This window comes from Roseixanthobacter liquoris (genome assembly GCF_043195135.2).
Lineage (GTDB): Bacteria > Pseudomonadota > Alphaproteobacteria > Rhizobiales > Xanthobacteraceae > NCEH01.
Window position 1 is genome coordinate 3599806 of sequence record NZ_CM195537.1, and the last position, 23804, is coordinate 3623609.

At 65.7% G+C, this 23804-nt stretch carries 22 protein-coding genes; 10 read left to right on the forward strand and 12 right to left on the reverse strand.

What is annotated here, in order from left to right:
• Positions 1-125: 125 nt before the first annotated feature.
• Positions 126-785 carry a histidine phosphotransferase ChpT gene (gene chpT / locus V5F84_RS16250; RefSeq protein ID WP_394046723.1) on the reverse strand — a complete coding sequence of 220 codons (660 nt, stop codon included), beginning with the start codon at positions 783-785 and terminating at the stop codon, positions 126-128.
• 293 nt (positions 786-1078) lie between these two features.
• On the opposite strand from chpT, the gene V5F84_RS16255 reads away from it, so the two are divergent.
• The gene (locus tag V5F84_RS16255) at positions 1079-1756 is read left to right on the forward strand and encodes a DUF1134 domain-containing protein (RefSeq protein ID WP_394046721.1); all 678 of its coding nucleotides are present in this window, start codon (positions 1079-1081) and stop codon (positions 1754-1756) included.
• A gap of 83 nt (positions 1757-1839) precedes the next feature.
• Complete coding sequence (locus V5F84_RS16260; RefSeq protein WP_394046719.1) at positions 1840-3093, forward strand: coiled-coil domain-containing protein; 1254 nt, start codon at positions 1840-1842, stop codon at positions 3091-3093.
• Positions 3094-3135: 42 nt separating this feature from the next.
• Here the strand turns inward: V5F84_RS16260 and V5F84_RS16265 are convergent, their stop codons facing one another.
• Together V5F84_RS16265 and V5F84_RS16270 are read right to left on the reverse strand one after the other, a co-directional pair.
• The gene (locus V5F84_RS16265; protein ID WP_394046717.1) at positions 3136-3795 is read right to left on the reverse strand and encodes a DUF2865 domain-containing protein; all 660 of its coding nucleotides are present in this window, start codon (positions 3793-3795) and stop codon (positions 3136-3138) included.
• Between the two features lie 27 nt (positions 3796-3822).
• Positions 3823-3996, reverse strand: coding sequence for a hypothetical protein (locus tag V5F84_RS16270; protein ID WP_394046715.1), 174 nt, complete (start codon positions 3994-3996; stop codon positions 3823-3825).
• Positions 3997-4223: 227 nt separating this feature from the next.
• Between V5F84_RS16270 and V5F84_RS16275 the strand changes: the two genes are divergently transcribed.
• The gene (locus tag V5F84_RS16275; protein WP_394046713.1) at positions 4224-5162 is read left to right on the forward strand and encodes a LysR family transcriptional regulator; all 939 of its coding nucleotides are present in this window, start codon (positions 4224-4226) and stop codon (positions 5160-5162) included.
• A 26-nt stretch (positions 5163-5188) separates the two neighbouring features.
• Here the strand turns inward: V5F84_RS16275 and cysE are convergent, their stop codons facing one another.
• The 4 genes from cysE to V5F84_RS16295 all read right to left on the reverse strand — a co-directional run bounded on the left by cysE (position 5189) and on the right by V5F84_RS16295 (position 9308).
• The gene (cysE, locus tag V5F84_RS16280) at positions 5189-6070 is read right to left on the reverse strand and encodes a serine O-acetyltransferase (protein ID WP_394046739.1); all 882 of its coding nucleotides are present in this window, start codon (positions 6068-6070) and stop codon (positions 5189-5191) included.
• Between the two features lie 2 nt (positions 6071-6072).
• On the reverse strand, positions 6073-7323 hold the full coding sequence (gene nifV, locus V5F84_RS16285) for a homocitrate synthase (protein WP_394046711.1): 1251 nt from the start codon (positions 7321-7323) through the stop codon (positions 6073-6075).
• Between the two features lie 240 nt (positions 7324-7563).
• The gene (gene modD, locus V5F84_RS16290; RefSeq protein ID WP_394046709.1) at positions 7564-8400 is read right to left on the reverse strand and encodes a ModD protein; all 837 of its coding nucleotides are present in this window, start codon (positions 8398-8400) and stop codon (positions 7564-7566) included.
• 50 nt (positions 8401-8450) lie between these two features.
• Complete coding sequence (locus tag V5F84_RS16295; protein ID WP_394046707.1) at positions 8451-9308, reverse strand: hypothetical protein; 858 nt, start codon at positions 9306-9308, stop codon at positions 8451-8453.
• A gap of 363 nt (positions 9309-9671) precedes the next feature.
• Here V5F84_RS16295 and V5F84_RS16300 point away from each other — a divergent pair, with 363 nt between their 5' ends.
• The 4 genes from V5F84_RS16300 (at position 9672) to V5F84_RS16315 (ending at position 13662) form a co-directional block, all read left to right on the forward strand.
• Entirely contained in the window at positions 9672-10226 is a 555-nt protein-coding gene (locus V5F84_RS16300; RefSeq protein ID WP_394046705.1) for a peroxiredoxin, read from the forward strand.
• 4 nt (positions 10227-10230) lie between these two features.
• Positions 10231-10776, forward strand: a complete 546-nt coding sequence (gene ahpD / locus V5F84_RS16305) for an alkylhydroperoxidase, AhpD family (protein WP_394046703.1) — start codon at positions 10231-10233, stop codon at positions 10774-10776.
• A gap of 251 nt (positions 10777-11027) precedes the next feature.
• A complete protein-coding gene (gene nifA, locus V5F84_RS16310; RefSeq protein ID WP_394046701.1) occupies positions 11028-12773 on the forward strand; it encodes a nif-specific transcriptional activator NifA in 1746 nt (581 codons plus the stop codon).
• Between the two features lie 97 nt (positions 12774-12870).
• A complete protein-coding gene (locus V5F84_RS16315) occupies positions 12871-13662 on the forward strand; it encodes a 4Fe4S-binding leucine-rich repeat protein (protein ID WP_394046699.1) in 792 nt (263 codons plus the stop codon).
• A gap of 163 nt (positions 13663-13825) precedes the next feature.
• Here V5F84_RS16315 and V5F84_RS16320 read toward each other — a convergent pair whose 3' ends face one another.
• The 5 genes from V5F84_RS16320 to V5F84_RS16340 form a co-directional block, all read right to left on the reverse strand.
• Positions 13826-15067 (reverse strand): cysteine desulfurase, encoded by a 1242-nt coding sequence (locus tag V5F84_RS16320; RefSeq protein WP_394046697.1) that lies wholly within the window; start codon positions 15065-15067, stop codon positions 13826-13828.
• A 4-nt stretch (positions 15068-15071) separates the two neighbouring features.
• Positions 15072-16403, reverse strand: coding sequence for a Fe-S cluster assembly protein SufD (sufD, locus tag V5F84_RS16325; protein WP_394046695.1), 1332 nt, complete (start codon positions 16401-16403; stop codon positions 15072-15074).
• A gap of 5 nt (positions 16404-16408) precedes the next feature.
• On the reverse strand, positions 16409-17167 hold the full coding sequence (gene sufC / locus V5F84_RS16330; RefSeq protein ID WP_394046693.1) for a Fe-S cluster assembly ATPase SufC: 759 nt from the start codon (positions 17165-17167) through the stop codon (positions 16409-16411).
• A gap of 38 nt (positions 17168-17205) precedes the next feature.
• Complete coding sequence (gene sufB / locus V5F84_RS16335) at positions 17206-18687, reverse strand: Fe-S cluster assembly protein SufB (protein ID WP_394046691.1); 1482 nt, start codon at positions 18685-18687, stop codon at positions 17206-17208.
• A gap of 130 nt (positions 18688-18817) precedes the next feature.
• Entirely contained in the window at positions 18818-19012 is a 195-nt protein-coding gene (locus V5F84_RS16340; protein ID WP_394046689.1) for a 4Fe-4S dicluster domain-containing protein, read from the reverse strand.
• A 615-nt stretch (positions 19013-19627) separates the two neighbouring features.
• Here V5F84_RS16340 and nifH point away from each other — a divergent pair.
• From nifH to nifK, 3 genes are all read left to right on the forward strand, one after another.
• Positions 19628-20518, forward strand: coding sequence for a nitrogenase iron protein (gene nifH, locus V5F84_RS16345; protein WP_509274262.1), 891 nt, complete (start codon positions 19628-19630; stop codon positions 20516-20518).
• Positions 20519-20600: 82 nt separating this feature from the next.
• Positions 20601-22103, forward strand: coding sequence for a nitrogenase molybdenum-iron protein alpha chain (gene nifD / locus V5F84_RS16350; protein ID WP_394046611.1), 1503 nt, complete (start codon positions 20601-20603; stop codon positions 22101-22103).
• Positions 22104-22182: 79 nt separating this feature from the next.
• Positions 22183-23742 carry a nitrogenase molybdenum-iron protein subunit beta gene (gene nifK / locus V5F84_RS16355; RefSeq protein ID WP_394046609.1) on the forward strand — a complete coding sequence of 520 codons (1560 nt, stop codon included), beginning with the start codon at positions 22183-22185 and terminating at the stop codon, positions 23740-23742.
• Positions 23743-23804: the final 62 nt, after the last annotated feature.

Genomic DNA, 23804 nt, shown 5'->3' on the forward strand with positions numbered 1-23804 from the left:
CATGCGCCCCCACCGGCGCAAGGAGAGATTGGGACCCCGGAGCGGAAAAACAAGGGCGGCGGCGTCCCGATCCGCCCCGGCCGACGGTATGCGGCACCCGCCGGGCGGGATCGGCCGCTGTCCGGTCACGCGCCCAGGGCGCTGAGCGTCACCGTCTCGCCATCGATGGCGAAATCGACCGAAATGCCGCAGTCCCGGGCCAGAAGTCCGGCGTAATAGGGCTGAATCGCGTGGGCATCGAGCCCGCCGTCGGGAATGCCGCCGGCGATCAGGGCCGGCGCGGTCTGCGGGATGCGCGCGCTGACGCCATTGGTGGTAATGACGAAGCCCTTCTCCACCCCGCCCGGCGCCGCATCCACCTTGATCACGCCCCCGCGCGGAATCGTGGTGCCCGCCAAAAGCACGAGATTGAGCAAGAGCTTCACCCGGTTCTTGGGCTGGAACTCGCGCGGCAGGGTCCATTCGATCTTGGTCCGGGAATCCTCCATCATGCCGCGCACCACCTGGTCGGCATCGCTGAGATCGATGGTGGCGCCTGCGGACCCCGCCGCACCGAAGGCGAGGCGGGTGAATTGCAGCCGCGCCGAGGCCTGGCGGGCGCTCTTCGCGATCAGGTCGAGGGCGACCTCGCGCATGTCGGGCGCATCCTCGTCCTCAAGCACTTCCAGGCCGTTGACGATCGCGCCCACCGGGCTGATCACGTCGTGACACACGCGCGAACACAGCAGTGCCGCGAGATCGAGGGGGGAGACCGCAAGCTGCACGGGGGCGTCGGAAAGGGACATGGCGGATCCGTAGACGGCGAGACCGGCCGATCCCACCGCGAAGGCGAAGCCGGCAATGCCCGCGGGAGCGAGTGCGGTCTGATACCCCGCACCTCGGCCGGCCACAAGCCGGCTTTGGACTAGGACAAGGGGAGAATCCTGCAATGTCAGCGCCCGGCGCAGGCCCAGCGCCTGCGAAACCGACGCGAGCACCGGTCCGAACGCCTTGCCTCGCGCCTTTTCTGCGTCACAGTCATCGGCGATCCTACGCTGCCGATTCGCGGCGATCCTTGAAAGCCCAGCGCGAGACCTTCATGACCGCACTGCGATCCGCCCTTTTCCGCCTCGCCGCCGCGTCCGCGCTGTGCGCGGGCTTCGCGGGAACCGCCGCCGCCCAATATGCCCAGCAGCCTCAGCCGGCTCCGCAATATGCCCAGGGCCAGCCGGTCGCCGCACCGCAGCAGCAATATGCCGCCCAGAACCGCTACGCCCAGCCGAATTCCCAGCCCGCCCCCTATTCCACCAACGAATTGGTGAGCAAGGGCCATTCCTTCTTCGGCAGCGTGTCGCGCGGGCTCGCCCTTTCCATCGAGAAGGCGGTCGGCCAATGGGGCCAGCCGAACGGCTATATCCTCGGCCAGGAAGGCGGCGGCGCGTTCGTCGGCGGCCTGCGCTACGGCGAGGGCACGCTCTATACCCGCAACGCGGGCGACCTGAAGGTGTTCTGGCAGGGGCCCTCGATCGGCTGGGATTTCGGCGGCGACGGCGCCCGCACCATGATCCTGGTCTATAACCTGCGCACGGTGGACGATGTTTTCCGCCGGTTCGGCGGGATTTCCGGCTCCGCCTATTTTGTCGCCGGCTTCGGGATGACGGCCCTGACCGCGGATAATATCGTCGTTGTTCCCATCCGCTCCGGCGTCGGGGTGCGGCTCGGCGCGAATGTGGGCTATCTGAAATTCACGCCCCAGGCCACCTGGAACCCGTTCTGATCGCGCAAGCCGCTCACCCGCTGGCACGAAACGCTGCGGCGTCGTATGTATCAGGGCGTTGCAGTTGAAAGCGTAGGTTCCGCGTGATCGAGCAGATCATGTATTTCGCGCTGGGCGTCCTTGGGGCGACCCTCGTGGCTCTAATGGTGCTGCCTGCCGTTTGGCATCGGGCGGTGCGCCTCACCACGCGCCGCATCGAAGCGGCCGTGCCCATATCCATGTTCGAGATCCAGGCGGAGAAGGACCAGCAGCGCGCCGGCTTCGCCCTCAACCAGCGGCGCCTGGAACTGCAACTGGATGCGGTGCGCGAGAGCGTGGTCGCCCACGCCCGCACCATCGAGCAGCAGCGCCTTCAGTTGGTCGAGCTGGACAAGGCGCTCGCCGCAAAAACCGCCGCCCATGAGGCGCTGACCCTGGCCCATGGCGAACTGGATGCGCGCTTCAATGCCGAGCAGGCGGCGCTGATCGAGCGCAATGCGCAGCTTGCGGAGACCTCCGCGACGCTGGAACGGACGGCGGCGGACCTGTCGCAGACCCGTGCCACGCTTGCGACCACCACCGCCCGCGCCGACGACCTCGCCGCACGCCTCGCCACGAGCGAGACAACGCTCGCCGCGCGCATCGCCGACATCGCCGCGCTTCAGGCCGAACGTACGCAGCTCTCCACCGATCTCGCCGCCGTCCGCGCCACCCTGGCGGAGACGAGCAACACGCTCGCGCGCGAGCGCGCCGCCGCCTCGGCCGCCGCCGCCAGCGCCGAGGCAGAGCGCATCCGCCTGGAAACGGCGCTCGCCGACACGAGCCGCCGCCTCGCCGCCAGCGAAACCCTCGCCGCCGAACGGGCCGTGACGCTTGCGGCGCAGGCCGCCGACATCGAGAGCCTCACCACCCGCCTCGCCGCCAGCACGGCCGACCTGGACGCCAGTCGTGGCGTTCTCCAGGCGCTGTCCCAACAGCGCGCGAACGAATTCGCCGCCGCCCAGGCCCAGCAGACGCGCCTGTCGCAGGCGCTCGACATGTTGCGCGCCGACCATTCCATGATGGAAGCCGCGCTCGCCAAGGCCCGCGCCGAGCGCGACGCGCATCTCGAACGCGAGGAAGATCTCGAACTGCTGCGCAAGACGCTGGCAGGCCTCGCGGAGCAGGTGGTCACCCTTGCGGCCGCGCCAGGCTCGAACGGCATCGCCGGCGGGCCGACCATCGCCCCCGCCCTCCCGGCGGAAGCGGCGCCTGCCGAGGCCGTGGATCTTGCCGCATCGGGGGATTTTGCCGCATCGGTGGATCACGCCGCCCCGGTGGATGCGGCCAGCCCCAGCCGGCGCAAGCGCGCAAGCTGAACGGACGTTTCCGCCGGCCCTGCGGCTCCCGGCAGCGGGTCGTCAGCGAATGAAATTGCCCGTGGCTTCGCGCGACACCATCAGATCCTGGATGCGGCGGCGCAGGTCGTTGGTGATCTTGGGATAGCGCTCCGGCGTCACAAAAGTGGCAGCCGAATAAGGCACCCCGCCCTTGGAGCCCGCGAAAATGCGCGGCCCGTCGGCCTGCATGACGATATCGCCCTTCTGCAGGGACGTGTCTTCCTCGATCGGAACGGCGGCAAGGCCGAGCGGCCCATTGCCGGTGCATGTGCACGCATCGGTGAGCTTGGTCCGGTAGACGAAGGCGTTCGGCGTATCCGAATAGGCGGTGCCCCCGCGGTCCGTCGCATGCTCGATGCTCCCGCCGCGAAACACTGCGGTCTTCGCTGCCGGGCACAGCGCGGCGCAGCGCCCCTCCTCCTGTCCGGCGCTGACGCCGGACATGGGAAAATAACGCCCGTCGCACGTCCGCACGCAAAAGGCGACGCCGCTGCCTTCGCTGCGGCGCACGTCCGGCGGGCTGGGCGTGACGGTGATGGACGGCGGAGCGATCGGCACCGCGCGCACGATGCCGCCGAACAAAGCGGCGAAGAAGTCGCCGGGACTCTGCGCCGCCGCCGGCCCTGCGCCGAGGGCGGTCAGCGCAACGGCGGCCACCTGGAGCGTCTTCGCGGTGCGCATCCCGTCCCCTCCCCTATCAGGCCGCGCTCAGCCGATGTGGAAGGGCGCGGGAGCTTGGAAGGAAGCAAAGGCGCTCGGTCCGAAATAACGCTGCTTGGGCGCCGCAGGGGTTTCCAATTCGGGCAGGACGACAAAAGCGGAAGCGGAAACCAGCGTCACCATCATGGAGACGATGACCAGGGCGCGTGCGATCATGGACATGGCAAAACTCCGTCGGTGCCTCGCCTTCCCCCGGTTTCATCTCGGAGGGCTGCCATGGGAACGCCTTATTAACCACACAGTTCCATTGCTCCCGTCGCAAGGCGCTCGGGCGCGGAACCGGCGATCCAACCCGCTTTCTTCGGCGCCACGCGCTTGTGGCTTGCAGCGCGCGTCATTCCGGGCGAAGGAACGGGACCTTAGGTCAGCTTATGCGTTGAAACGGCGACATGATCGACAAACTCGAATATCTGATCGCCCTCGCGCGCGAGCGCCATTTCGGCCGCGCCGGTGAAGCCTGCGGCGTCACGCAGCCAACCTTGTCGGCGGGCATCAAGCAATTGGAAGACACGCTCGGCGTGCTCCTGGTGCAGCGCGGCTCGCGCTTCATGGGTTTCACGCCGGAGGGGGAGCGCACGCTGGAATGGGCGCGCCGCATCGTCGCCGATTCGCGCGCCATGCGGCAGGACATCGACGCGCTGAAGCGCGGCCTCTCCGGCCCGCTGCGTATCGCCGCCATCCCCACGGCCTTGCCGATGGTGGCGGCGCTCACGACGCCATTCCGCGCGCGCCATCCCGACGTGCGCTTCACCATCATCTCGCGCACCTCGATCGAGATCCTGAACCATCTCGAAAACCTGGAGATCGACGCCGGCCTGACCTATCTCGACAATGAGCCGCTCGGCCGGGTGAATACCGTGCCGCTGTATCGCGAGCGCTATCGTCTGGTGACTTCCCCGGACGCAAAATATGGCGACCGCGCGGAAGTGACCTGGGCCGAGATCGCGGACCTGCCCCTGTGCCTGCTGACGCCCGACATGCAGAACCGGCGCATCATCGACGGCATGCTGAGCGTCAGCGGGGGCCCGCCGAAGCCGTCGCTGGAATCGAACTCCATGATCGTGCTGTTCACCCATGTCCGCACCGGCCATTGGGCGAGCGTCATGCCGGCGATGCTGGCGGATTCCCTGGGGCTGACCTCGATCGTCCGCTCGATCCCCATCGTCGAGCCGGACATCACCCATTCCATCGGGCTGGTGGTGCCGCACCGCGAGCCGACCACGCCGATCACCGCGGCGCTGGTGGCGGAAGCGCGACGCATCGCTCCGCGGCTCGAACAGAATCTGGTGATGGAGCGCGATCCCGCGCTTGCCGCCCTCAAGCCCTGACGCCACGAACTGCCACCGGCGACGCGCTATTGCACCGCGGCGTCCGGCGTGCGCGTCGGGCGCGCGGCGATGACGGGCGTCGCGACTATGGGCGTTGCGACTAGGGGCGTTGCGACTAGGGGAGTCGCGACCGGGGGCGCGCACGCCTCCTGGGGCGCCACCGGGCGCGCGCCCGCCAGATGTCCCTGCTCCTGGTGATGCTTGAGCCGCATTTCCAAAAATTCGATCCGGTCCAGCAGTGCGGACACCGCCTCCCCCACCGGGTCCGGCATCAGATGATGTTCGAGATCGATCCGCCCATCGCCCAGGCGCCGACGCTCGGACAGGGGCTTCACGATCCGCCCGGGAATGCCCACCACGGTCATGCCCGGCGGCACGTCTTCCACCACGACCGAATTCGCTCCGACGCGCGCACCGACCCCCACCGTGATCGGGCCGAGGATCTTGGCCCCCGCCCCCACGAGAACGCCGTCCATCAGGGTCGGATGCCGCTTGCCGGCGGTCCAGGAGGTGCCGCCGAGCGTGACCCCGTGATAAAGCGTGACGTCATTGCCCACTTCCGCCGTCTCGCCGATCACCACGCCCGCGCCGTGATCGATGAAGAACCGCGCGCCGATCCGCGCGCCGGGATGGATATCCACATTGGTGACGAGGCGACCGAACCAGGACAGGAAGCGGGCCAGGAATTTCGCCCTGCCCTGCCAGAGCCGGTGCGCGCACCGATGCCAGATGACGGCGTGAACGCCGGGATAGGTCAGCACGATTTCGAGGGTGGCGCGCGCCGCCGGGTCGCGCGACTTCACGCAGGCGATATCGTCGCGGATCTGGCGCCACAGGCCCGGCGCGCGCGGCACCGCGGGCACGGTGCGGTTGACGGCGGCGGGGGCTTCCTGACGGCTCGTTCCCATGATCATGTCGCGCTCCCGACAGTGGACCGGCGCAGCCGAAGGGCCGCTTCCGTGAATGTTTCCTCATAGAACCGCAGCAGCATTTCCGACGGCACGGTGGCCTTGGTGCGCACGGCGAAGGCCCGCACCCGCTCCAGGATCGCCCGGCCCCGCGCCACATCCACCACGATGCCTTCGTCCGCGAGCGCCTTCTCCACCGCGGCAAGGCCCGAATGCTTGCCGAGCACCACCCGATGGCCGCGTCCGAACAATTCCGGGTTCAGCGCCTCATAGGTGGCGCGATCCTTCAAGAGGCCCGAAACATGGATGCCGGACTCATGGGTGAAGACATCGGCACCGACGATCGCTTTGCCGCGCGGCACCGGCCGGCGGGCGGCCAGCGACACCTGTTCCGCCAGCGGGCCGAGGGCGGCGGGCGTGATGCCGGTCTCGGCGCGGGCCGTCTGGCGCAGGGCGATGGCGACTTCTTCCAGCGCCGCATTGCCGGCGCGCTCGCCGAGCCCGGCCACCGTGACGCTGGCATGGCGGGCACCGCCCATCACGGCCGCGAGCGTGTTGGCCGTGGCGAGGCCGAGGTCGTCATGGGCGTGGAACTCCAGTTCCAGGTCGCTCGCCGCCGCCACCCGGCGCACCAGCGCATAGGTGGAGAAGGGATCGAGCACCCCGAGCGTATCGGCGAGGCGCAGGCGGAATGCGCCGGCCGCGCGGGCCGTCTCCGCCAGGCGGCAGAGGAAATCCGGATCCGCCCGCGAGGCATCTTCGCCGCCCACCGCCACTTCGAACCCCAGCGTGCGCGCGAGCGAAACGATGCGGGTCACCGTCTCCAGCGCCCAGGCGCGGTCCTTGCCCAGCTTGCCCGCCAATTGCCGATCCGAGGTGGGAACGGAGAGATTGACGATGCCGACCCCGGAGGCGACCGCCGCCATCAGGTCGTCTTCGTTCATGCGGCACCAGGCCATGACGCGGGTCGGCAGCTTCAACGACACGATGGAGCGCAGGGTCTCGATTTCCTCGTCGCCCATCGCCGGCGTGCCGGCTTCGATCTCCGGCACGCCGGCCGCGGCAAGCGCCTCGGCGATTTCGATCTTCTCGCGCCGGGTGAAAGCGACGCCGGGGGCCTGTTCCCCGTCCCTCAGGGTGGTGTCATTGAGGAACACGTCGCGGAAGCGCACGCCTTCCCTTTCGCCGGAACCGTTTGTGACGGCGGGCCGGCCCTCGGTGGTCTTGGCGGATATGGATGTCTTAGCGAGCATGGTGTGTCTCGGCTATCCAGTGGATTGAGACTGTCACCACAACCCAAGCAAACCATGTGCCACTGAATTAAGCACCTGAATTTGCACTCTTCTTCGGCACTTTTAGAGCGCGGTGCCCGGCACCCTCGTCGGGGGGACGACGCATTCGGCGGGTTCGCGACAGACGCTGTCGCGCCTCTGCGACATGATGCGCCGCAATCGTCGCTTCCGCGCAGGGGCGGGTCTGCGACACACACCGGTTCAGGCCGGCGAAAGGACGACCTTCACATCCGCCGGCGCCGCCCAATAGGGGGCGGAGGTCACCAGGATATGGGCGCCCGCCCGCGCATAGGCGGCGGCATTCGCGACATTCACGCCGCCGGCCGCCGCCACCAGCGTGCGCAGGCCGCAGGCGTCCACCATCCGCACCACACTGGCGATGTCCTGCGGCGTCATCTTCTCGCACTGAAGAACATCGGCGAGCGGGGCGAGGGTAGCGGCCTCCTCCATGGAGGCGACTTCGACCACCACCTTCTTTTCCGGAGCGGCCTGTCGCAGGCGAGCGATCGCCGACGCGGGATCGCCGAGGAACACGCGGTGCTCGGGAAATACCAGCAGCGTTTCCGACAGGCCCAGCCGATGCGGCTCGGCCCCGCCGGCGCGGATCGCGGCGATCATCGGCGCCTTCGCGCCGGGAAATGTCTTTCGGGTCGTCACGATGGAAATCGCGGGCGAGACCGCGCGCGCCGCATCGACAATGGCGGCGGTGGCGGTGGCAATGCCCGACAGATATTCAACCAGGGTCTGCGAGACCTTCCAGGCCCGGTGGAGGGCGCCGGCGCTCCCGTGGGCGCGCAGCAGCACGGTGCCCGCCTCCACGCGCGAGGCGGTGGGCGCCACGACTTCGGCCCGCGCGCCGGCACGGACGATCAATGCCGCCGCCGTCTCGATGCCGCACACAACAGCTGTCGCCCGCATCTGGAACTGCATGCGGGCGTCCGCGCCGCCGATGCCGAGGAGATGCGTCGTCAGGTCTCCGTGAGGGACGTCTTCCGCCAGCAGCGCGTCGAGCCGCTCGGGCAACCAGCCGAGATCCATGTCGAAATCCTTCCCGGGGCCGCCCGCCCGCGGGAGAGCGACGGATAAGCTCAATGGGCGATGCCGCCGACCGCGCCGGCCCCCATGCTTTCGAGCGTGTGGATCGCATCGAGGGTCGCTTCCGCGATCCGGCGCGGCCGCTCGGCGATCCCCAGCCAGCTTGGCTCGCCGGTCAGGCGCGGGTCAACTTCCGCCAGCTTCAGGTCGGCGGGCACCGTCACGCCGCTGCGCACGAGGCCGCGCAGATGCCCGGCGAGGGGCGCCGTGACCGGAACCCGGTCGCAGGTGCCGATCACCTCGTCGCGCCGGACGCGGTCGCCGATCGCGGCCTTCGTCACCCAGATGCCCGCGGCGGGCGCCCGGGCGAAACGCTCGCGGCCCGCACCCGCCAGCGGCGTGGAACGTCCATGGGGGGCCAGCGTGGACCCATCGCGCAGGATGCCGATCGCCTCCGGCGCCGTCTCCACCGCCACGTCCACATGCCGGCCGGCCGTGAAGCCGGGCCCAAGGCCGACGCTGACCCGGGCGAAGGGCCGGATATCCACCTTCAGCGTACGCATGCGCATGCGCGCATCCACCAGCACGTCGATCAAGCCGAGGCACAGCAATTCGCCCATCTCCAGGGACGTCACCATGACCCCGTGACGCTCGGTGAAGCCACGCAACACTTCAACCAGGGTGTCGGCCGGCCGGGCCGGCAGGCCGTCCAGCTCCGAAAATCCCGTCACCAACGCATCGTCGAAGGCCATGCTGCGGCGCAGGACCGGCTGGGACGGGTCGCGCGACAGCACGACCCCGTATCCGGCGTGGAACATCCGATGCGCCACCGCCGAGGCGACATCATTGGTGCCGAGCACCACGGCCACTGGCGCACGCCCGGACGGGGTGAATTCGGTTTCGCTGCGCATCTTGTCATTGCCCTACGAGGACGTGTCCCACCGCGTGTAGCGACATTCGTGCCAAGTCGGGCTTCCGGACCGGCGACACGGTGACCGCGTCCGTTTTCTATCGGCGTGCCAAACCCTCTGCTGCTGCATTTGCAAAGGGTTTGGAGCGGCCGGTCGTCAGCAGGCGGACGATCGGTGGGTTTTGCGACACACGCCGACATGGCACGGGCTGAATGTCGTGTCGCAAAGCCGACAGGCCATGGCTGTCGCAAACCGGCTCATTGGAATCAGAAGCATTTCGCACTGCAACACCGGTGGCACATGGCTTGCTAGAATCTCTCCATACGTCATTGCACGCGCCCCTTCGGCGATCTGGAGACTGACATGCTCGGTATCGGCAACACCCTTCCCGCCTTCTCGGTCACCGGCGTGAAGCCCGGCTTCAATTTCCACGAGGAAAACGGCCAGTCCGCATTCGAGCCCCTCACCGAGGCGAGCTTTCCCGGAAAATGGAAGATCATTTTCTTCTATCCGAAGGATTTCACCTTCGTCTGCCCGACCGAGATCGCGGAATTCGCCCGCCTCTCCGGCGATTTCGCGGACCGGGACGCGGTCGTGCTCGGCGGTTCGACGGACAATGAGTTCGTGAAGCTGGCCTGGCGGCGCGACCATAAGGATCTGAACCGCCTCCCGATCTGGTCGTTCGCCGATACCAACGGCTCGCTGGTGGACGGGCTCGGGGTGCGTTCGTCGGATGGCGTGGCTTTTCGCTACACCTTCGTCGTGGACCCGGACAACGTGATCCAGCACGTCTATGCGACCAACCTCAACGTGGGCCGCAATCCCAAGGACACCCTGCGGGTGCTCGACGCGCTCCAGACGGACGAATTGTGCCCCTGCAATCGCGAGGTCGGCGGCGACGTGCTGAAGGTTGCGTGATCCCATGAGCATCGAGGCGCTCAAAGCCCAGCTTCCCGACTTCGCGAAGGACGTGAAGCTCAACCTGTCCTCGCTGACGCGCGAGGATTCCATTTCGCCCCAGCAGCTCTACGGGCTGCTGGTCGCCTGCGGCCTCACCACGCGCAACGCGACGGTGGCCCAGGCGCTGGAGGCGGAAGCCGCGCCCCATCTCACCCCCGGCGCGATGAACGCCGCCAAGGCGGCCGCCTCCATCATGGCGATGAACAACGTTTACTATCGCTTCACGCATCTGGCCTCCAACAAGGCCTACGAAACCCTGCCGGCGAAACTGCGCATGAGCGTGATTGGCAGCCCCGGTGTGGACAAGGCGGATTTCGAGCTCTGGTCGCTCGCCGTATCGGCCATGAACGGGTGCGGGCGGTGCATCGATTCCCATGAAAAGGTTCTGCGCGACGCGGGCGTCAGCGAGGCGCAGATCCAGACCGCGGTGCGGATCGCCGCCATCGTCGCTTCGGCGGCGGTGGCCCAGGAAGCGGCAGCGGCGGCCTTGCCCGCGGCTGCGGAATGACTTCGGTTTACTCGCGTTGAGCGGGTCCACTTTCTTGATCTAGATCAAAGCTTGCGACCGCCCTCGGGTGTTTCCTGGAAGTTCTATAAAAAATTGCAGCCACGTCAAAAAGATCGTGGCGCAGGGAAGCACCGACAGGAGGGCGAACCTCTCGCGAGCCGCTTGCGGCGGGGAGTACGTCCATGTCCGACGTCTTTCAGATTCGTGTGCCTCGAGCGTCCAGCAACGCCAACGGGGAAGCCTTGCTAGCCATGTCGAAACCAAGCTCCGGCATCGCGCCCGGGGTGCCGCACGCGCATCCGAGCCGGGGCACGTCGCCGGAAGTCGCGCTGATCGGCATCTACGAAATCTCGAAGATCCTCACTGCGCCGCGCCGGATGGAAGTGACGCTCGCCAATGTCGTGAACGTACTGTCCTCGATGTTGCAGATGCGGCACGGCATGATCGTCATCCTCGATTCCGCCGGCGAGCCGGACATGGTGGCGACCACCGGCTGGATGCCGCAGATCGCAAGCCAGATCCGGGCGCGCGTGCCGCAGAAGGCCATCGACCAGATCGTCGCGACCCAGACCCCGCTCGTGGTGCAGGACGTCTCCGCCGATCCCATGTTCGCCGGACACGAGGATCTCTTCGCGCCGTCGGACAACACCACGGTTTCCTTCATCGGCGTCCCCATCAAGGCCGATACGCAGGTGATGGGCACGCTCTCCATCGATCGTGTCTGGGACGGTTCCGCGCGCTTCCGTTTCGATGAAGACGTGCGTTTTCTCACCATGGTCGCCAATCTCGTCGGGCAGGCGGTGCGCCTGCATACCCTGGTGGCCGGCGACCGCGACCGCCTGATCGCCCAGACCCATCGCCTCGAAAAGGCGCTGAAGGAAGAAAAGCCGCAAGCGGACGATCTGTCCGACACCGGCATCGCCGACGCCGGCCCCATGGGGATCGTCGGCGACAGTCCGCTGGTGAAGCGCCTGATCGCGACCGCCCAGGTGGTGGCGCGCTCCAATTCCACGGTCTTGCTGCGCGGCGAAAGCGGCACCGGCAAGGAATTGTTCGCCCGCGCCATCCACGAGCTGTCGCCCCGCAAGGCGAAGCCGTTCGTGAAGGTGAACTGTGCGGCCCTGCCGGAGACGGTGCTGGAATCCGAGCTGTTCGGCCATGAGAAAGGTGCCTTCACCGGCGCCCTCAACATGCGCCAGGGACGCTTCGAAATGGCCCATGGAGGCACGCTGTTCCTGGACGAGATCGGCGAGATTTCCCCCGCCTTCCAGGCCAAGCTTCTGCGCGTGCTCCAGGAAGGGGAGTTCGAGCGGGTCGGCGGCAACAAGACCTTGAAGGTGGATGTGCGCCTCGTGTGCGCCACCAACAAGAATTTGGAGGAGGCCGTCTCCAAGGGCGAGTTCCGGGCCGATCTCTATTACCGCATCCATGTGGTGCCGCTGCTCCTGCCGCCCTTGCGCGAGCGGCCGGGCGACATCCCCAAGCTGGCGAAGAATTTCCTCGATCGCTTCAACAAGGAAAACAAGCAGGGCCTCAGCCTGTCCGCCCCGGCCCTCGAGGTTCTGCGGCGCTGCTATTTTCCCGGAAACGTGCGCGAGCTGGAAAATTGCGTGCGGCGCACGGCCACCCTCGCCCATGACGATGTGATCACGCCCCACGACTTCGCCTGCGACACCGGCCAATGCCTGTCCGCCATGCTGTGGAAAGGCAGCGCGCCCCGGCCGCTCCCCATCCCGCCGACGCAGGCACTGACACCCTTGCAGCCGGCCCCGCTCAATCCGCAAGAGGCGCCATCGGCGGCGCCACCGGCCGCCACCTGTCCGGGCACCGAGGCGTGTCCCGCCGTGCCGCAGCGGCAGAGCGAAAAGGAGCAATTGCTCCAGGCCATGGAGCGCTCCGGCTGGGTGCAGGCGAAGGCCGCCCGCATCCTCAACCTCACTCCGCGCCAGATCGGCTATGCCCTGCGCAAGCACGGCATCGACATCAAGCGGTTCTGATGGCTGCGGGTGCCAATATGGCGCGGCGGCGATCTCGCCGGCGCTCCCCGCCGCCGGGCGCGCGGTTCGGCCAACCTCGTGCGAGAGCCGGCACGCCATGATCGGCGAAGCGCCAGCCCCACCCGTCGATGCGTTCGAGGCCATGGACTGGCAGGGTCGCCCCGTGCGCTGCCAGGATTGTCCGCACGAGGACATTCATGCCGAGGGACGCTGCGACCTCGGCAAGATCTGCGTCGCCGACCGGCGGGGGAAGCGGATCGATCGCTTCTTTGCACGAAACCCGCATCTTGCCGCCCGCTATCTCGACCATCCCTATTTTGAAGTCCGCACCCTCGCGGCGAAGCATGCCAGTCTGTTCCTGCTGGGTCCGCTGCGCGAGGACCCGGAGCCAGACGTGCGGATCATGGTCGCCTATCGCCTTCCCCTGGCGCGGATCCGGGACATGCGCAAGGATCCGGACGCGCGGGTGCGCATGGCGGTCACCCATCGCCTGGAAGGCAACGACCTTGTTGCCATGCTCGCGGACGAAAACGACGCCGTGCGCCTCACCGCAGCCCGCCGCGCGCCACCGGCGTCGCTCGTGATGGCGCTTTACGACAGCGAGCCGGACGTCCGCCGCCAGGTGGCACGGCGCATCGCCCTTCCCCATCTTGTGACCATGGCCGGCGATCCGGACCCGCTCGTGCGTCTGGCGGTGGCCGAACGGCTGCCGCCAGAGCGCCTGACCGTGCTTATGAAAGATGCCGACATGCGCGTGCGGTTCGCGGTGGCGGAACGCATCGGCCGCACTCATCTCGCGGCGCTCGCCGACGATCCGGTGAGCGAGATTCGCGAGCTGGCCTTGCGGCGCCTCATCGAAGATACGGGGCGGGACGGCTCCAGCCGATAGTCGGCGGGCCCCGCGGCAGGATCGGTCGACGGCGAACACCCGGTCCCAGCGTTGCAGCGAAAATTGCGGGAGCGCGGGCCAAAACGGCGAAGGGCCAGCGGATCGCCGGCCCCTCTCCCCGATCATCCTTGCCTTCTCGCCGAGTGTTCCACTGACACCGCGGTCAGGCGAAGAATTCGCTCGCCTTCGTCAAGGCACGCGCGAGTTCGTCGACTTCCTGATGGGTATTGTAGAGCGCGAATGACGCGCGGCAGGTGGCGGAGACGCCGAAGCGCTCCAGCAGCGGCATGGCGCAATGGGTGCCCGCGCGCACCGCGATGCCCGCCCGGTCGATCACCGTCGCCACATCATGGGCATGGGCGTTCTCCATGGCGAAGGAGACGATGGCGCCCTTCCCCGGCGCATTGCCGATGATCCGCAGCGAATTGATTTCGCCCAGCTTCTCGTGGGCGTATGCGACCAGCGACTCCTCGTGCGCGCGGATCCGATCCTTGCCGATGGAGCGGATATAATCGAGCGCGGCGCCAAGGCCGATCGCCTGGACGATCGCCGGCGTGCCGGCCTCGAAGCGGTGCGGAGGCGCGCCATAGGTGACGGTGTCACGGGAGACTTCGCGGATCATCTCGCCGCCGCCGTTGAAAGGCGGCATCGCGGACAGAAGCGCGTGCTTGCCGTAGAGCGCGCCGATCCCCGTCGGCCCATAGAGCTTGTGGCCGGTGATGACGTAGAAATCACAATCGATGTCGCGGACATCGACATCCATGTGAACGCTCGCCTGGGCGCCGTCCACCAGAACCGGAATGCCCCGCGCATGGGCGATGCGCACCACATCCTTCACCGGAACCACGGTGCCGAGCACGTTCGACATCTGCGTGATCGCGACAATCTTGGTGCGGTCGGTCAGGAGCTTCTCGAATTCATCGAGCAGGAAATTTCCCTCGTCATCCACCGGCGCCCATTTGATTACCGCCCCCTGCCGCTCGCGCAGGAAATGCCAGGGCACGATATTGGCGTGATGCTCCATGATGGAGAGCACGATTTCGTCGCCGGGGCCGATATTGGCGCGGCCATAGGTCTGCGCCACGAGGTTGACGGCCTCCGTCGCACCCCGCGTGAAGATGATCTCGTCCGTGCGCTCGGCGTTGAGAAACGCCGCGACCCGCTCGCGCGCGCCCTCATAGCCATCGGTCGCCGCATTGGCGAGATAATGCAGACCCCGGTGCACATTGCTGTACTCCGAGGTATAGGCTTGGTTCATCCGCTCGAGAACCGCCTTCGGCTTCTGGGCCGAGGCGCCGTTATCCAGATAGACCAGAGGTTTACCGTAGACCTGCATGCCGAGGATGGGAAAATCCTCGCGAATACGGTTCACATCGTAGCTTCCATTGCTGACCGCCGGATGCATCGGTTCACCCCCGCTCGCTCAACCAGGCCACCGTCACGGCGCCCAGGGCCTCGCGCAGGCCCTCGTGCGCAATGGTGTCGATGACTTCCCCCACGAACGCCTGAATGAGCAGCGCTTCGGCTTCCTTGGCGGGAATGCCGCGGGCCATCAGGTAGAATTTGAGCTGATCATCCAGCGTTCCGGTGGTGGCCCCATGGCCGCACTGGACATCGTCCGCGAAGATCTCAAGCTCGGGCTTGCTGAAGACCTCAGCCTCCGGCGAAAGCAGAAGCGCGCGCGACATCATCCGCGCATCGGTCTTCTGGGCCTGTTGCCGCACCGCGATCTTGCCCTGGAACACCGCATGCGCCGCATCGTCCACCACCGCCTTGAAGGTTTCGCGGCTCTGGCCGCCGGGTGCGGCGTGCTCGATGAAGAGGGTCGTGTCGGCATGCTGCCGGCCGGCAATCAGGCTCACCCCCGAGACCTCCGCCACCGTATCCGCCCCCGCGAGGCGGACGAACATCTGATTACGCACCACCGATCCGCCGACGATGAAGCCGAACGCGCTAAACCGCGCCCGCGCACCGATATCGGCCAGCAGGGTTCCCACATGAAGCGCCGCGCCCCCCTCGCGCACGATCTTCACATGATCGAGGCCCGCGTCGTCACCGAGTTGCACCTGAAGGGCGGAATTGACCTGATAGTCCGTTCCCTCCGGCCCTTCGTGGCTCTCGATCAGGCTTGCCCTGGCGCCCGCGCCGATCACCGCGACGGACCGGGTGAAGCTCGCCGAAGCTGTCTCGCCGGCCGTCACAAACGCCAGATGGAGGGGGCGCTTCACCTCGACCCCGGCGGCGACCTCGATCACGACGCCGTCGCCCGCGAACGCCGTGTTCAGAGCCAGCGCCGGCTCATTGTGCGGCAGGAGCGCCCCGAGATCGGCAGACAGGAGCGGCTCGTCCCCGGCCAGCGCCGGCGCGAGCGCGCGGATCGTCAGGCCCTCTTCGAGATCGGCCAGATCAGACAGGGCGGGTGCGAACGCGCCGTTCACGATCACGATGCGCCGCGCACCGAGGTCGGACAGCCATCGCCCCGCCTGCGATGCGGCGGCCAGGGCGGCGGCATCGGGCGCGCCCGCGAGCGGCTTGGCATCCTTCATCAACCGGCGCAGGTCGGTATATTTCCACGCCTCCAGCCGCCGGTGCGGCAAGCCGCCCAGCGTGAAGATATCGAAGGCCTCGGCGCGCGCCGCGGCCACGGCGGGACCGCCCGGCAGGTCTGGCCGCGCGGCGGCATACGTCTCGGCAAGGCCCGTCTCGGCCTCGGTCTTGATGGCGGCGATCCCTGCGTTCATGACCGTCACGCCGCCTCGTTCTGATATTGCGCATAGCCGGTGGCTTCGAGTTGCAGGGCAAGGTCCTTGCCCCCCGTCTCGACGATGCGGCCCGCCGCCAGGACGTGCACGACATCCGGCACGATATAGTCCAGCAGGCGCTGATAATGGGTAATCACGATCATGCCCCGCTCGGGCGAGCGCAGCTGGTTGACGCCATTGGCCACCACTTTCAGCGCATCGATGTCGAGGCCGGAATCGGTCTCGTCGAGGACGCACAGGCGGGGCTCCAGGAGCGCCATCTGAAGGGTCTCGTTGCGCTTCTTCTCACCGCCGGAAAACCCGACATTGAGCGGCCGGCGCAGCATCTCGGGATCGATGCCGAGCTTCTTCGCAAGCTCGCGCACGCGCTTGAGCAGGTCCGGCGAGGACAATTCCTCTTCCCCCCGCTTCTTGCGCTGGGCGTTCAGAGCCGCGCGCAGGAAGGTGAGCGTGGCGACGCCCGGAATTTCCAACGGATACTGGAAGGCGAGGAACACGCCCTTGGCCGCGCGCTCGTCCGGCGACATCTCGAACAGGTCCTCGCCGTTGAACAGCACCTGCCCGCCCGTGATCTCATAGCCGGGCTTGCCGGCGAGCACGTAGGACAGCGTGGATTTGCCAGCCCCGTTCGGGCCCATGATGGCGTGGATCTCGCCTTTATTCACGGTGAGATCCAGACCGTTGAGGATTTTCCGCCCGCCGATTTCGGCGCGAAGGTCGCGGATTTCCAGAAGCGCAGTCATCGCCAATTCCTATCCTGTGCGGGTTTCGTGCCGAGCGCCTAGCCGACGCTGCCTTCGAGCGAGATGGAGATCAGTTTCTGGGCCTCAACGGCGAACTCCATGGGAAGCTGCTGGAGCACATCCTTCACGAAGCCATTCACGACCAACCCAACGGCTTCTTCCTGGGAAAGGCCCCGCTGAATGCAGTAGAACAGCACGTCCTCGGAGATTTTCGAGGTGGTGGCCTCGTGCTCAAACACGGCTGTCGGATTGCGCGCCTCGATGTAGGGCACGGTGTGGGCGCCACACATGTCGCCGATCAGCAGCGAGTCGCACGCGGTGAAATTGCGCGCGCCGGCAGCCTTGCGATGTGCCGTGACCTGGCCGCGATAGGTGTTCTGCGACACCCCGGCGGCGATGCCCTTGGAGATGATGCGGCTCGACGTGTTCTTGCCGAGGTGGATCATCTTGGTGCCCGAGTCCACCTGCTGATGACCGTTGGAGATGGCGATGGAATAGAATTCGCCGCTGGAATTGTCGCCGCGCAGGATGCAGCTCGGATATTTCCAGGTAATGGCGGAGCCGGTCTCGACCTGCGTCCAGGAAATCTTGGAATTGTCGCCCCGGCAATCGCCCCGCTTGGTGACGAAGTTGTAAATGCCGCCGACGCCCTCGGAATTTCCCGGATACCAGTTCTGAACCGTCGAATACTTGATTTCGGCATCATCCATGGCCACCAGTTCCACCACGGCGGCATGAAGCTGGTTCTCGTCGCGCTGGGGCGCGGTACAGCCCTCCAGATAGCTGACATATGCGCCCTTGTCGGCGATGATCAGGGTGCGCTCGAACTGCCCGGTGTTGCGCTCATTGATGCGGAAATAGGTGGAAAGCTCCATCGGGCAGCGCACTCCCGGCGGCACGTAGACGAAGGACCCGTCCGAAAACACGGCGGAATTCAAGGTCGCGAAATAATTATCCGATGTCGGCACCACGCTGCCGAGATATTTCCGCACCAGGTCCGGATATTGGCGCAAGGCTTCGGAGATCGGCATGAAGATCACGCCCGCCTCCTGCAATTCCTTCTGGAAGGTCGTCGCCACGGAGACGCTGTCGAACACCGCGTCCACCGCGATGCGGCGCTCGCCCTCGGGCCGCACAACGCCGGCCAGCATCTCCTGCTCGCGCAATGGGATCCCAAGCTTTTCGTAAGTCTTCAGGATCTCCGGGTCCACCTCGTCGAGCGAAGCCAGCTCCGGCTTCTTCTTCGGCGCGGAATAATAATAGAGATCCTGATAATCGATCTTCGGATAATTGACGCGCGCCCACTCGGGCTCGCGCATGGTGAGCCAGCGGCGATAGGCATCCAAGCGCCATTCCAGCATCCAGGCCGGCTCGTTCTTCTTCGCGGAGATGAAGCGAACAATATCTTCCGAAAGACCTTTCGGTGCCTTCTCGGATTCGATGTCGGTGACGAACCCGTACTTGTATTGCTCGACGTCGATGCGGCGGACCTGCTCGACTGTCTCTTGTACGGCGGCCATTCAGTCACTCCCCTCACGGTTTCAAGCGGTATGTGCGCTCCCGAGGGAGCCCTTGATCGTGGACCCCATCGAGGATGGCGCCGGAGGCAGGGGCCGCGTGATCGGCTGCCCGCCCCTGTTCCTCATCGCCTCAGGCTGGAACGCATGTGTCTGCGACCGGGCAAACCGCGGCGCATTGCGGCGTCTCGAAGCTGCCCTCGCATTCCGTGCATTTCTTGGGGTCGATGATGTACATGTCGTTCTTCAGACGAATGGCCGCGTTGGGGCATTCGAATTCGCAAGCACCACATACCGTGCATTGCGAGGCGATGATCTTGTAGGCCATCTACGTGACTCCGGAGCGCGCGTGCGATGTCCCCGTGACATCTCGCCAGATCGCCCACGCAAGCCCTGTGCCACACAAGAATTCTTTGATTTAATTGGATAAATTCCAAAGGGACTGTCGCAGCCCTGTCGCGCGCCCGACAGGGTGTCGCGTCTGCTACAGGCGGATTTCCGACGCATCCGCGCCAACGTCCGGCATAACACTGCCAGCGATCCGGTACGCGCGCGCGACCCGAGCCCGGGGACGGAGCATCCCCCACTCCCCTCCCGCGCGCCGCGCGCTGCTGCCATGACACCGGGGGTTTGCGGCCCGCGGGGGCCTTCGTCGCGGCATCTTCAAGGATGTCGGGTGGCCTGCATGGATGTCGGATTTGAAACAACTCTGAAATGCCGCCTCAAGAATCGCTAACGCACTGTCCTGACACACTTTTTTTCGCTCAAATCCCTTGGCACAGGAGTTGCAAAACCTATTCAGCGCACGGCGAATGGTTGCTGGCTCACGCCGATGACCTGGACAAGCAACGTCCCCTCCGTTTCGCGAAGCAGGGCTGACGAGTTCGGAAATACGCGGCCCACGCCTCGGCGTGGCAAAGCAACCAGTTCGCAGGAGAAGCAGATGTCGTCACTACGACAAATCGCATTTTACGGTAAGGGAGGCATCGGCAAGTCGACGACCTCCCAGAATACGCTGGCGGCGCTCGCCGAGATGGGGCATCGCATCCTCATCGTCGGCTGCGATCCCAAGGCGGATTCCACGCGCCTCATCCTGCACGCCAAGGCGCAGGACACCATCCTCAGCCTCGCGGCGGCTGCCGGCAGCGTCGAGGACCTGGAACTTGAGGAAGTGATGAAGGTCGGCTACCGCGACATCCGTTGCGTGGAGTCCGGCGGTCCCGAGCCCGGCGTCGGCTGCGCCGGCCGCGGCGTCATCACCTCCATCAACTTCCTGGAGGAGAACGGCGCCTACGAAGACATCGACTATGTCTCCTACGACGTGCTCGGCGACGTGGTGTGCGGCGGCTTCGCCATGCCCATCCGCGAGAACAAGGCGCAGGAAATCTACATCGTCATGTCCGGCGAGATGATGGCCATGTATGCGGCCAACAACATCTCCAAGGGCATTCTCAAATACGCCAATTCCGGCGGCGTGCGGTTGGGCGGGCTCGTCTGCAACGAGCGCCAGACCGACAAGGAGCTGGAACTGGCGGAAGCCATGGCGAAGAAGCTCGGTACGCATCTGATCTACTTCGTGCCGCGCGACAACATCGTGCAGCACGCCGAGCTGCGCCGCATGACCGTGCTCGAATACGCTCCGGACTCGGTGCAGGCGGGCCATTACCGCTCGCTGGCCACCAAGATCCATGCCAACGGGGGCAAGGGCATCATCCCGACCCCGATCACCATGGACGAGCTGGAAGACATGCTCATGGAGCACGGCATCATGAAGGCCGTGGACGAAACCGTCGTCGGCAAGACCGCCGCCGAACTGGCCGCAATGTCCGCCTGAGGCTTTTCAAAGCAAATCCCAGCCCCTCCCGCGAGGGGCTGGTTTTCCGCCACGAAAACTGGGGTTAAGCGAGGATAGCGAAATGAGCCTGGCAAAGACGCAGAGCATTGATGAAATCAAGGCTCGCAATAAGGAACTGATCACCGAAGTCCTGCAAGTCTACCCGGAGAAGACGGCCAAGAGGCGCGCCAAGCATCTCAACGTCCATGAATCCGGCAAATCCGATTGCGGCGTGAAGTCCAATCTGAAGTCGGTTCCGGGTGTGATGACCATCCGCGGCTGCGCCTATGCCGGCTCGAAGGGCGTGGTGTGGGGTCCGATCAAGGATATGATCCACATCAGCCACGGCCCCGTGGGTTGCGGCCAATATTCCTGGGCCGCGCGCCGCAACTATTACATCGGCACGACCGGCATCGACACCTTCGTGACGATGCAGTTCACGTCCGACTTCCAGGAGAAGGACATCGTCTTCGGCGGCGACAAGAAGCTCGCCAAGATCATGGACGAAATCCAGGAACTGTTTCCGCTGAACAACGGCATCACGGTTCAGTCGGAATGCCCGATCGGCCTGATCGGCGACGACATCGAGGCGGTCTCCAAGGTCAAGTCGAAGGAATACGACGGCAAGACCATCGTTCCCGTCCGTTGCGAAGGCTTCCGCGGCGTGTCGCAGTCGCTCGGCCACCATATCGCCAACGACGCGATCCGCGACTGGGTGTTCGACAAGATCCCCGCCGACGCCGCCCCGCGCTTCGAGCCGACCGCCTATGACGTCGCCATCATCGGCGACTACAACATCGGCGGCGATGCCTGGTCCTCGCGCATCCTGCTCGAGGAAATGGGCCTGCGCGTGATCGCCCAGTGGTCGGGCGACGGCAGCCTGGCGGAACTTGAAGCAACGCCCAAGGCGAAGCTCAACGTTCTGCACTGCTACCGCTCGATGAACTACATCTCGCGCCATATGGAAGAAAAGTACGGTATTCCTTGGTGCGAATACAACTTCTTCGGGCCGTCCAAGATCGCGGAGTCGCTGCGCAAGATTGCCAGCTATTTCGACGACAAGATCAAGGAAGGCGCTGAGCGGGTGATCGCGAAGTACCAGCCGCTTATGGATGCGGTGATCGCGAAGTATCGCCCGCGCCTGGAAGGCAAGACCGTGATGCTGTTCGTCGGCGGCCTGCGCCCGCGCCACGTCATCGGCGCGTACGAAGACCTCGGCATGGAAGTCGTCGGAACCGGCTACGAGTTCGGCCATAACGACGACTATCAACGCACCGCCCAGCACTATGTGAAGGACGGCACGCTGATCTATGACGACGTCACGGGCTACGAGTTCGAGAAGTTCGTCGAGAAGATCCAGCCGGATCTGGTCGGCTCGGGCATCAAGGAAAAGTACGTCTTCCAGAAGATGGGCGTGCCGTTCCGCCAGATGCACTCCTGGGACTATTCCGGCCCCTACCACGGCTATGACGGTTTCGCGATCTTCGCGCGCGACATGGACATGGCGATCAATTCCCCCGTCTGGAAGATGACGAAGGCCCCGTGGAAAGCGGTGCCCAAGCCCACCCTGATGGCGGCGGAATAGCTTCACCGCGTCCCGGCGCGCCCTCGCGGGCGGCGCCGGGACCCCAGATCGGGACATGACATTTCAAGAGGACACCACCATGACTCAAAATGCCGATCACGTGCTCGATCATCTCGAGCTGTTCCGCGGCCCGGAATACCAGCAGATGCTGGCGAACAAGAAGAAGATGTTCGAGAACCCACGCGATCCGGCCGAAGTGGAGCGCGTTCGGGAATGGGCCAAGACCCCTGAATATCGCGAGAAGAACTTCGCTCGCGAGGCGCTGACCGTGAACCCCGCGAAGGCCTGCCAGCCGCTCGGCGCCGTGTTCGCCGCGGTCGGGTTCGAGGGCACCATTCCCTTCGTCCACGGTTCGCAGGGCTGCGTCGCTTATTATCGCAGCCATTTCTCCCGTCACTTCAAGGAGCCCAGCTCCTGCGTCTCCTCGTCGATGACCGAGGATGCGGCGGTGTTCGGCGGCCTCAACAACATGATCGACGGCCTCGCGAATACTTACGCGATGTACAAGCCGAAGATGATCGCGGTCTCCACCACCTGCATGGCGGAAGTCATTGGCGACGACCTCAACGCCTTCATCAAGACGGCGAAGGAAAAGGGCTCCGTCCCGGCCGAATATGATGTGCCGTTCGCGCACACCCCGGCCTTCGTCGGCAGCCACGTCACCGGTTACGACAATGTCATGAAGGGCATTTTCGAGCATTTCTGGGACGGCAAGGCCCGCACCGCGCCGGTGCTCGAGCGGGTGCCGAACGAGAAGATCAATTTCATCGGCGGCTTCGATGGCTACACCGTCGGCAACCTGCGTGAAGTCAAGCGCCTGCTCGGCATCATGGGCGCCGACTACACCATCCTCGGCGACAATAGCGACGTGTGGGACACCCCCACCGACGGCGAGTTCCGCATGTATGACGGCGGCACCACGCTGGAAGAGGCGGCCAACGCGCTCCACGCCAAGGCCACGATCTCGATGCAGGAATATTGCACCGAGAAGACCTTGCCCTTCATCGAAGGGCACGGCCAGGAAGTGGTCGCCTTCAACCATCCGATCGGCGTCGCCGGCACCGACGCCTTCCTGATGGCGGTGTCGCGCATCATCGGCAAGGAGATCCCCGAGGAGCTGGCGCGCGAGCGCGGCCGCCTGGTGGATGCCATCGCCGATTCCAGCGCCCACATCCACGGCAAGAAATTCGCCATCTACGGCGATCCGGATCTTTGCCTCGGCCTTGCCGCGTTCCTGCTGGAGCTCGGCGCCGAGCCCACCCATGTGCTCGCCACCAACGGCAGCAAGGCATGGGCGGAGAAGGTCCAGGCCCTGTTCGACTCCTCGCCCTTCGGCCAGAACTGCCATGTCTATCCGGGCAAGGATCTCTGGCACATGCGCTCGCTGCTGTTCACGGATCCGGTGGATTTCCTGATCGGCAACACCTACGGCAAGTATCTGGAGCGCGACACGGGCACGCCGCTGATCCGCATCGGCTTCCCGATCTTCGATCGCCACCACCACCATCGTTATCCGGTGTGGGGCTATCAGGGCGGCATGAACGTTCTGGTCTGGATCCTCGACAAGATCTTCGACGAAATCGACAAGAACACCAACGTCCCCTCGAAGACCGATTATAGCTTCGACATCATCCGCTGATCGCCGCTATCGCAAACCTGCCCCACCACCTGTTTGGGCGGTGGGGCTCATCCCGAAGAGAA

Bases quoted from the DNA above. Each gene is read 5' to 3' on its own strand.
- chpT (WP_394046723.1), bottom strand. From the start codon at position 785: ATGTCCCTTTCCGACGCCCCCGTGCAGCTTGCGGTCTCCCCCCTCGAT.
- V5F84_RS16255 (WP_394046721.1), top strand. From the start codon at position 1,079: ATGACCGCACTGCGATCCGCCCTTTTCCGCCTCGCCGCCGCGTCCGCG.
- V5F84_RS16265 (WP_394046717.1), bottom strand. From the start codon at position 3,795: ATGCGCACCGCGAAGACGCTCCAGGTGGCCGCCGTTGCGCTGACCGCC.
- V5F84_RS16270 (WP_394046715.1), bottom strand. From the start codon at position 3,996: ATGTCCATGATCGCACGCGCCCTGGTCATCGTCTCCATGATGGTGACG.
- V5F84_RS16275 (WP_394046713.1), top strand. From the start codon at position 4,224: ATGATCGACAAACTCGAATATCTGATCGCCCTCGCGCGCGAGCGCCAT.
- cysE (WP_394046739.1), bottom strand. From the start codon at position 6,070: ATGGGAACGAGCCGTCAGGAAGCCCCCGCCGCCGTCAACCGCACCGTG.
- nifV (WP_394046711.1), bottom strand. From the start codon at position 7,323: ATGCTCGCTAAGACATCCATATCCGCCAAGACCACCGAGGGCCGGCCC.
- modD (WP_394046709.1), bottom strand. From the start codon at position 8,400: ATGGATCTCGGCTGGTTGCCCGAGCGGCTCGACGCGCTGCTGGCGGAA.
- V5F84_RS16295 (WP_394046707.1), bottom strand. From the start codon at position 9,308: ATGCGCAGCGAAACCGAATTCACCCCGTCCGGGCGTGCGCCAGTGGCC.
- V5F84_RS16300 (WP_394046705.1), top strand. From the start codon at position 9,672: ATGCTCGGTATCGGCAACACCCTTCCCGCCTTCTCGGTCACCGGCGTG.
- ahpD (WP_394046703.1), top strand. From the start codon at position 10,231: ATGAGCATCGAGGCGCTCAAAGCCCAGCTTCCCGACTTCGCGAAGGAC.
- nifA (WP_394046701.1), top strand. From the start codon at position 11,028: ATGTCGAAACCAAGCTCCGGCATCGCGCCCGGGGTGCCGCACGCGCAT.
- V5F84_RS16315 (WP_394046699.1), top strand. From the start codon at position 12,871: ATGATCGGCGAAGCGCCAGCCCCACCCGTCGATGCGTTCGAGGCCATG.
- V5F84_RS16320 (WP_394046697.1), bottom strand. From the start codon at position 15,067: ATGCATCCGGCGGTCAGCAATGGAAGCTACGATGTGAACCGTATTCGC.
- sufD (WP_394046695.1), bottom strand. From the start codon at position 16,403: ATGAACGCAGGGATCGCCGCCATCAAGACCGAGGCCGAGACGGGCCTT.
- sufC (WP_394046693.1), bottom strand. From the start codon at position 17,167: ATGACTGCGCTTCTGGAAATCCGCGACCTTCGCGCCGAAATCGGCGGG.
- sufB (WP_394046691.1), bottom strand. From the start codon at position 18,687: ATGGCCGCCGTACAAGAGACAGTCGAGCAGGTCCGCCGCATCGACGTC.
- V5F84_RS16340 (WP_394046689.1), bottom strand. From the start codon at position 19,012: ATGGCCTACAAGATCATCGCCTCGCAATGCACGGTATGTGGTGCTTGC.
- nifH (WP_509274262.1), top strand. From the start codon at position 19,628: ATGTCGTCACTACGACAAATCGCATTTTACGGTAAGGGAGGCATCGGC.
- nifD (WP_394046611.1), top strand. From the start codon at position 20,601: ATGAGCCTGGCAAAGACGCAGAGCATTGATGAAATCAAGGCTCGCAAT.
- nifK (WP_394046609.1), top strand. From the start codon at position 22,183: ATGACTCAAAATGCCGATCACGTGCTCGATCATCTCGAGCTGTTCCGC.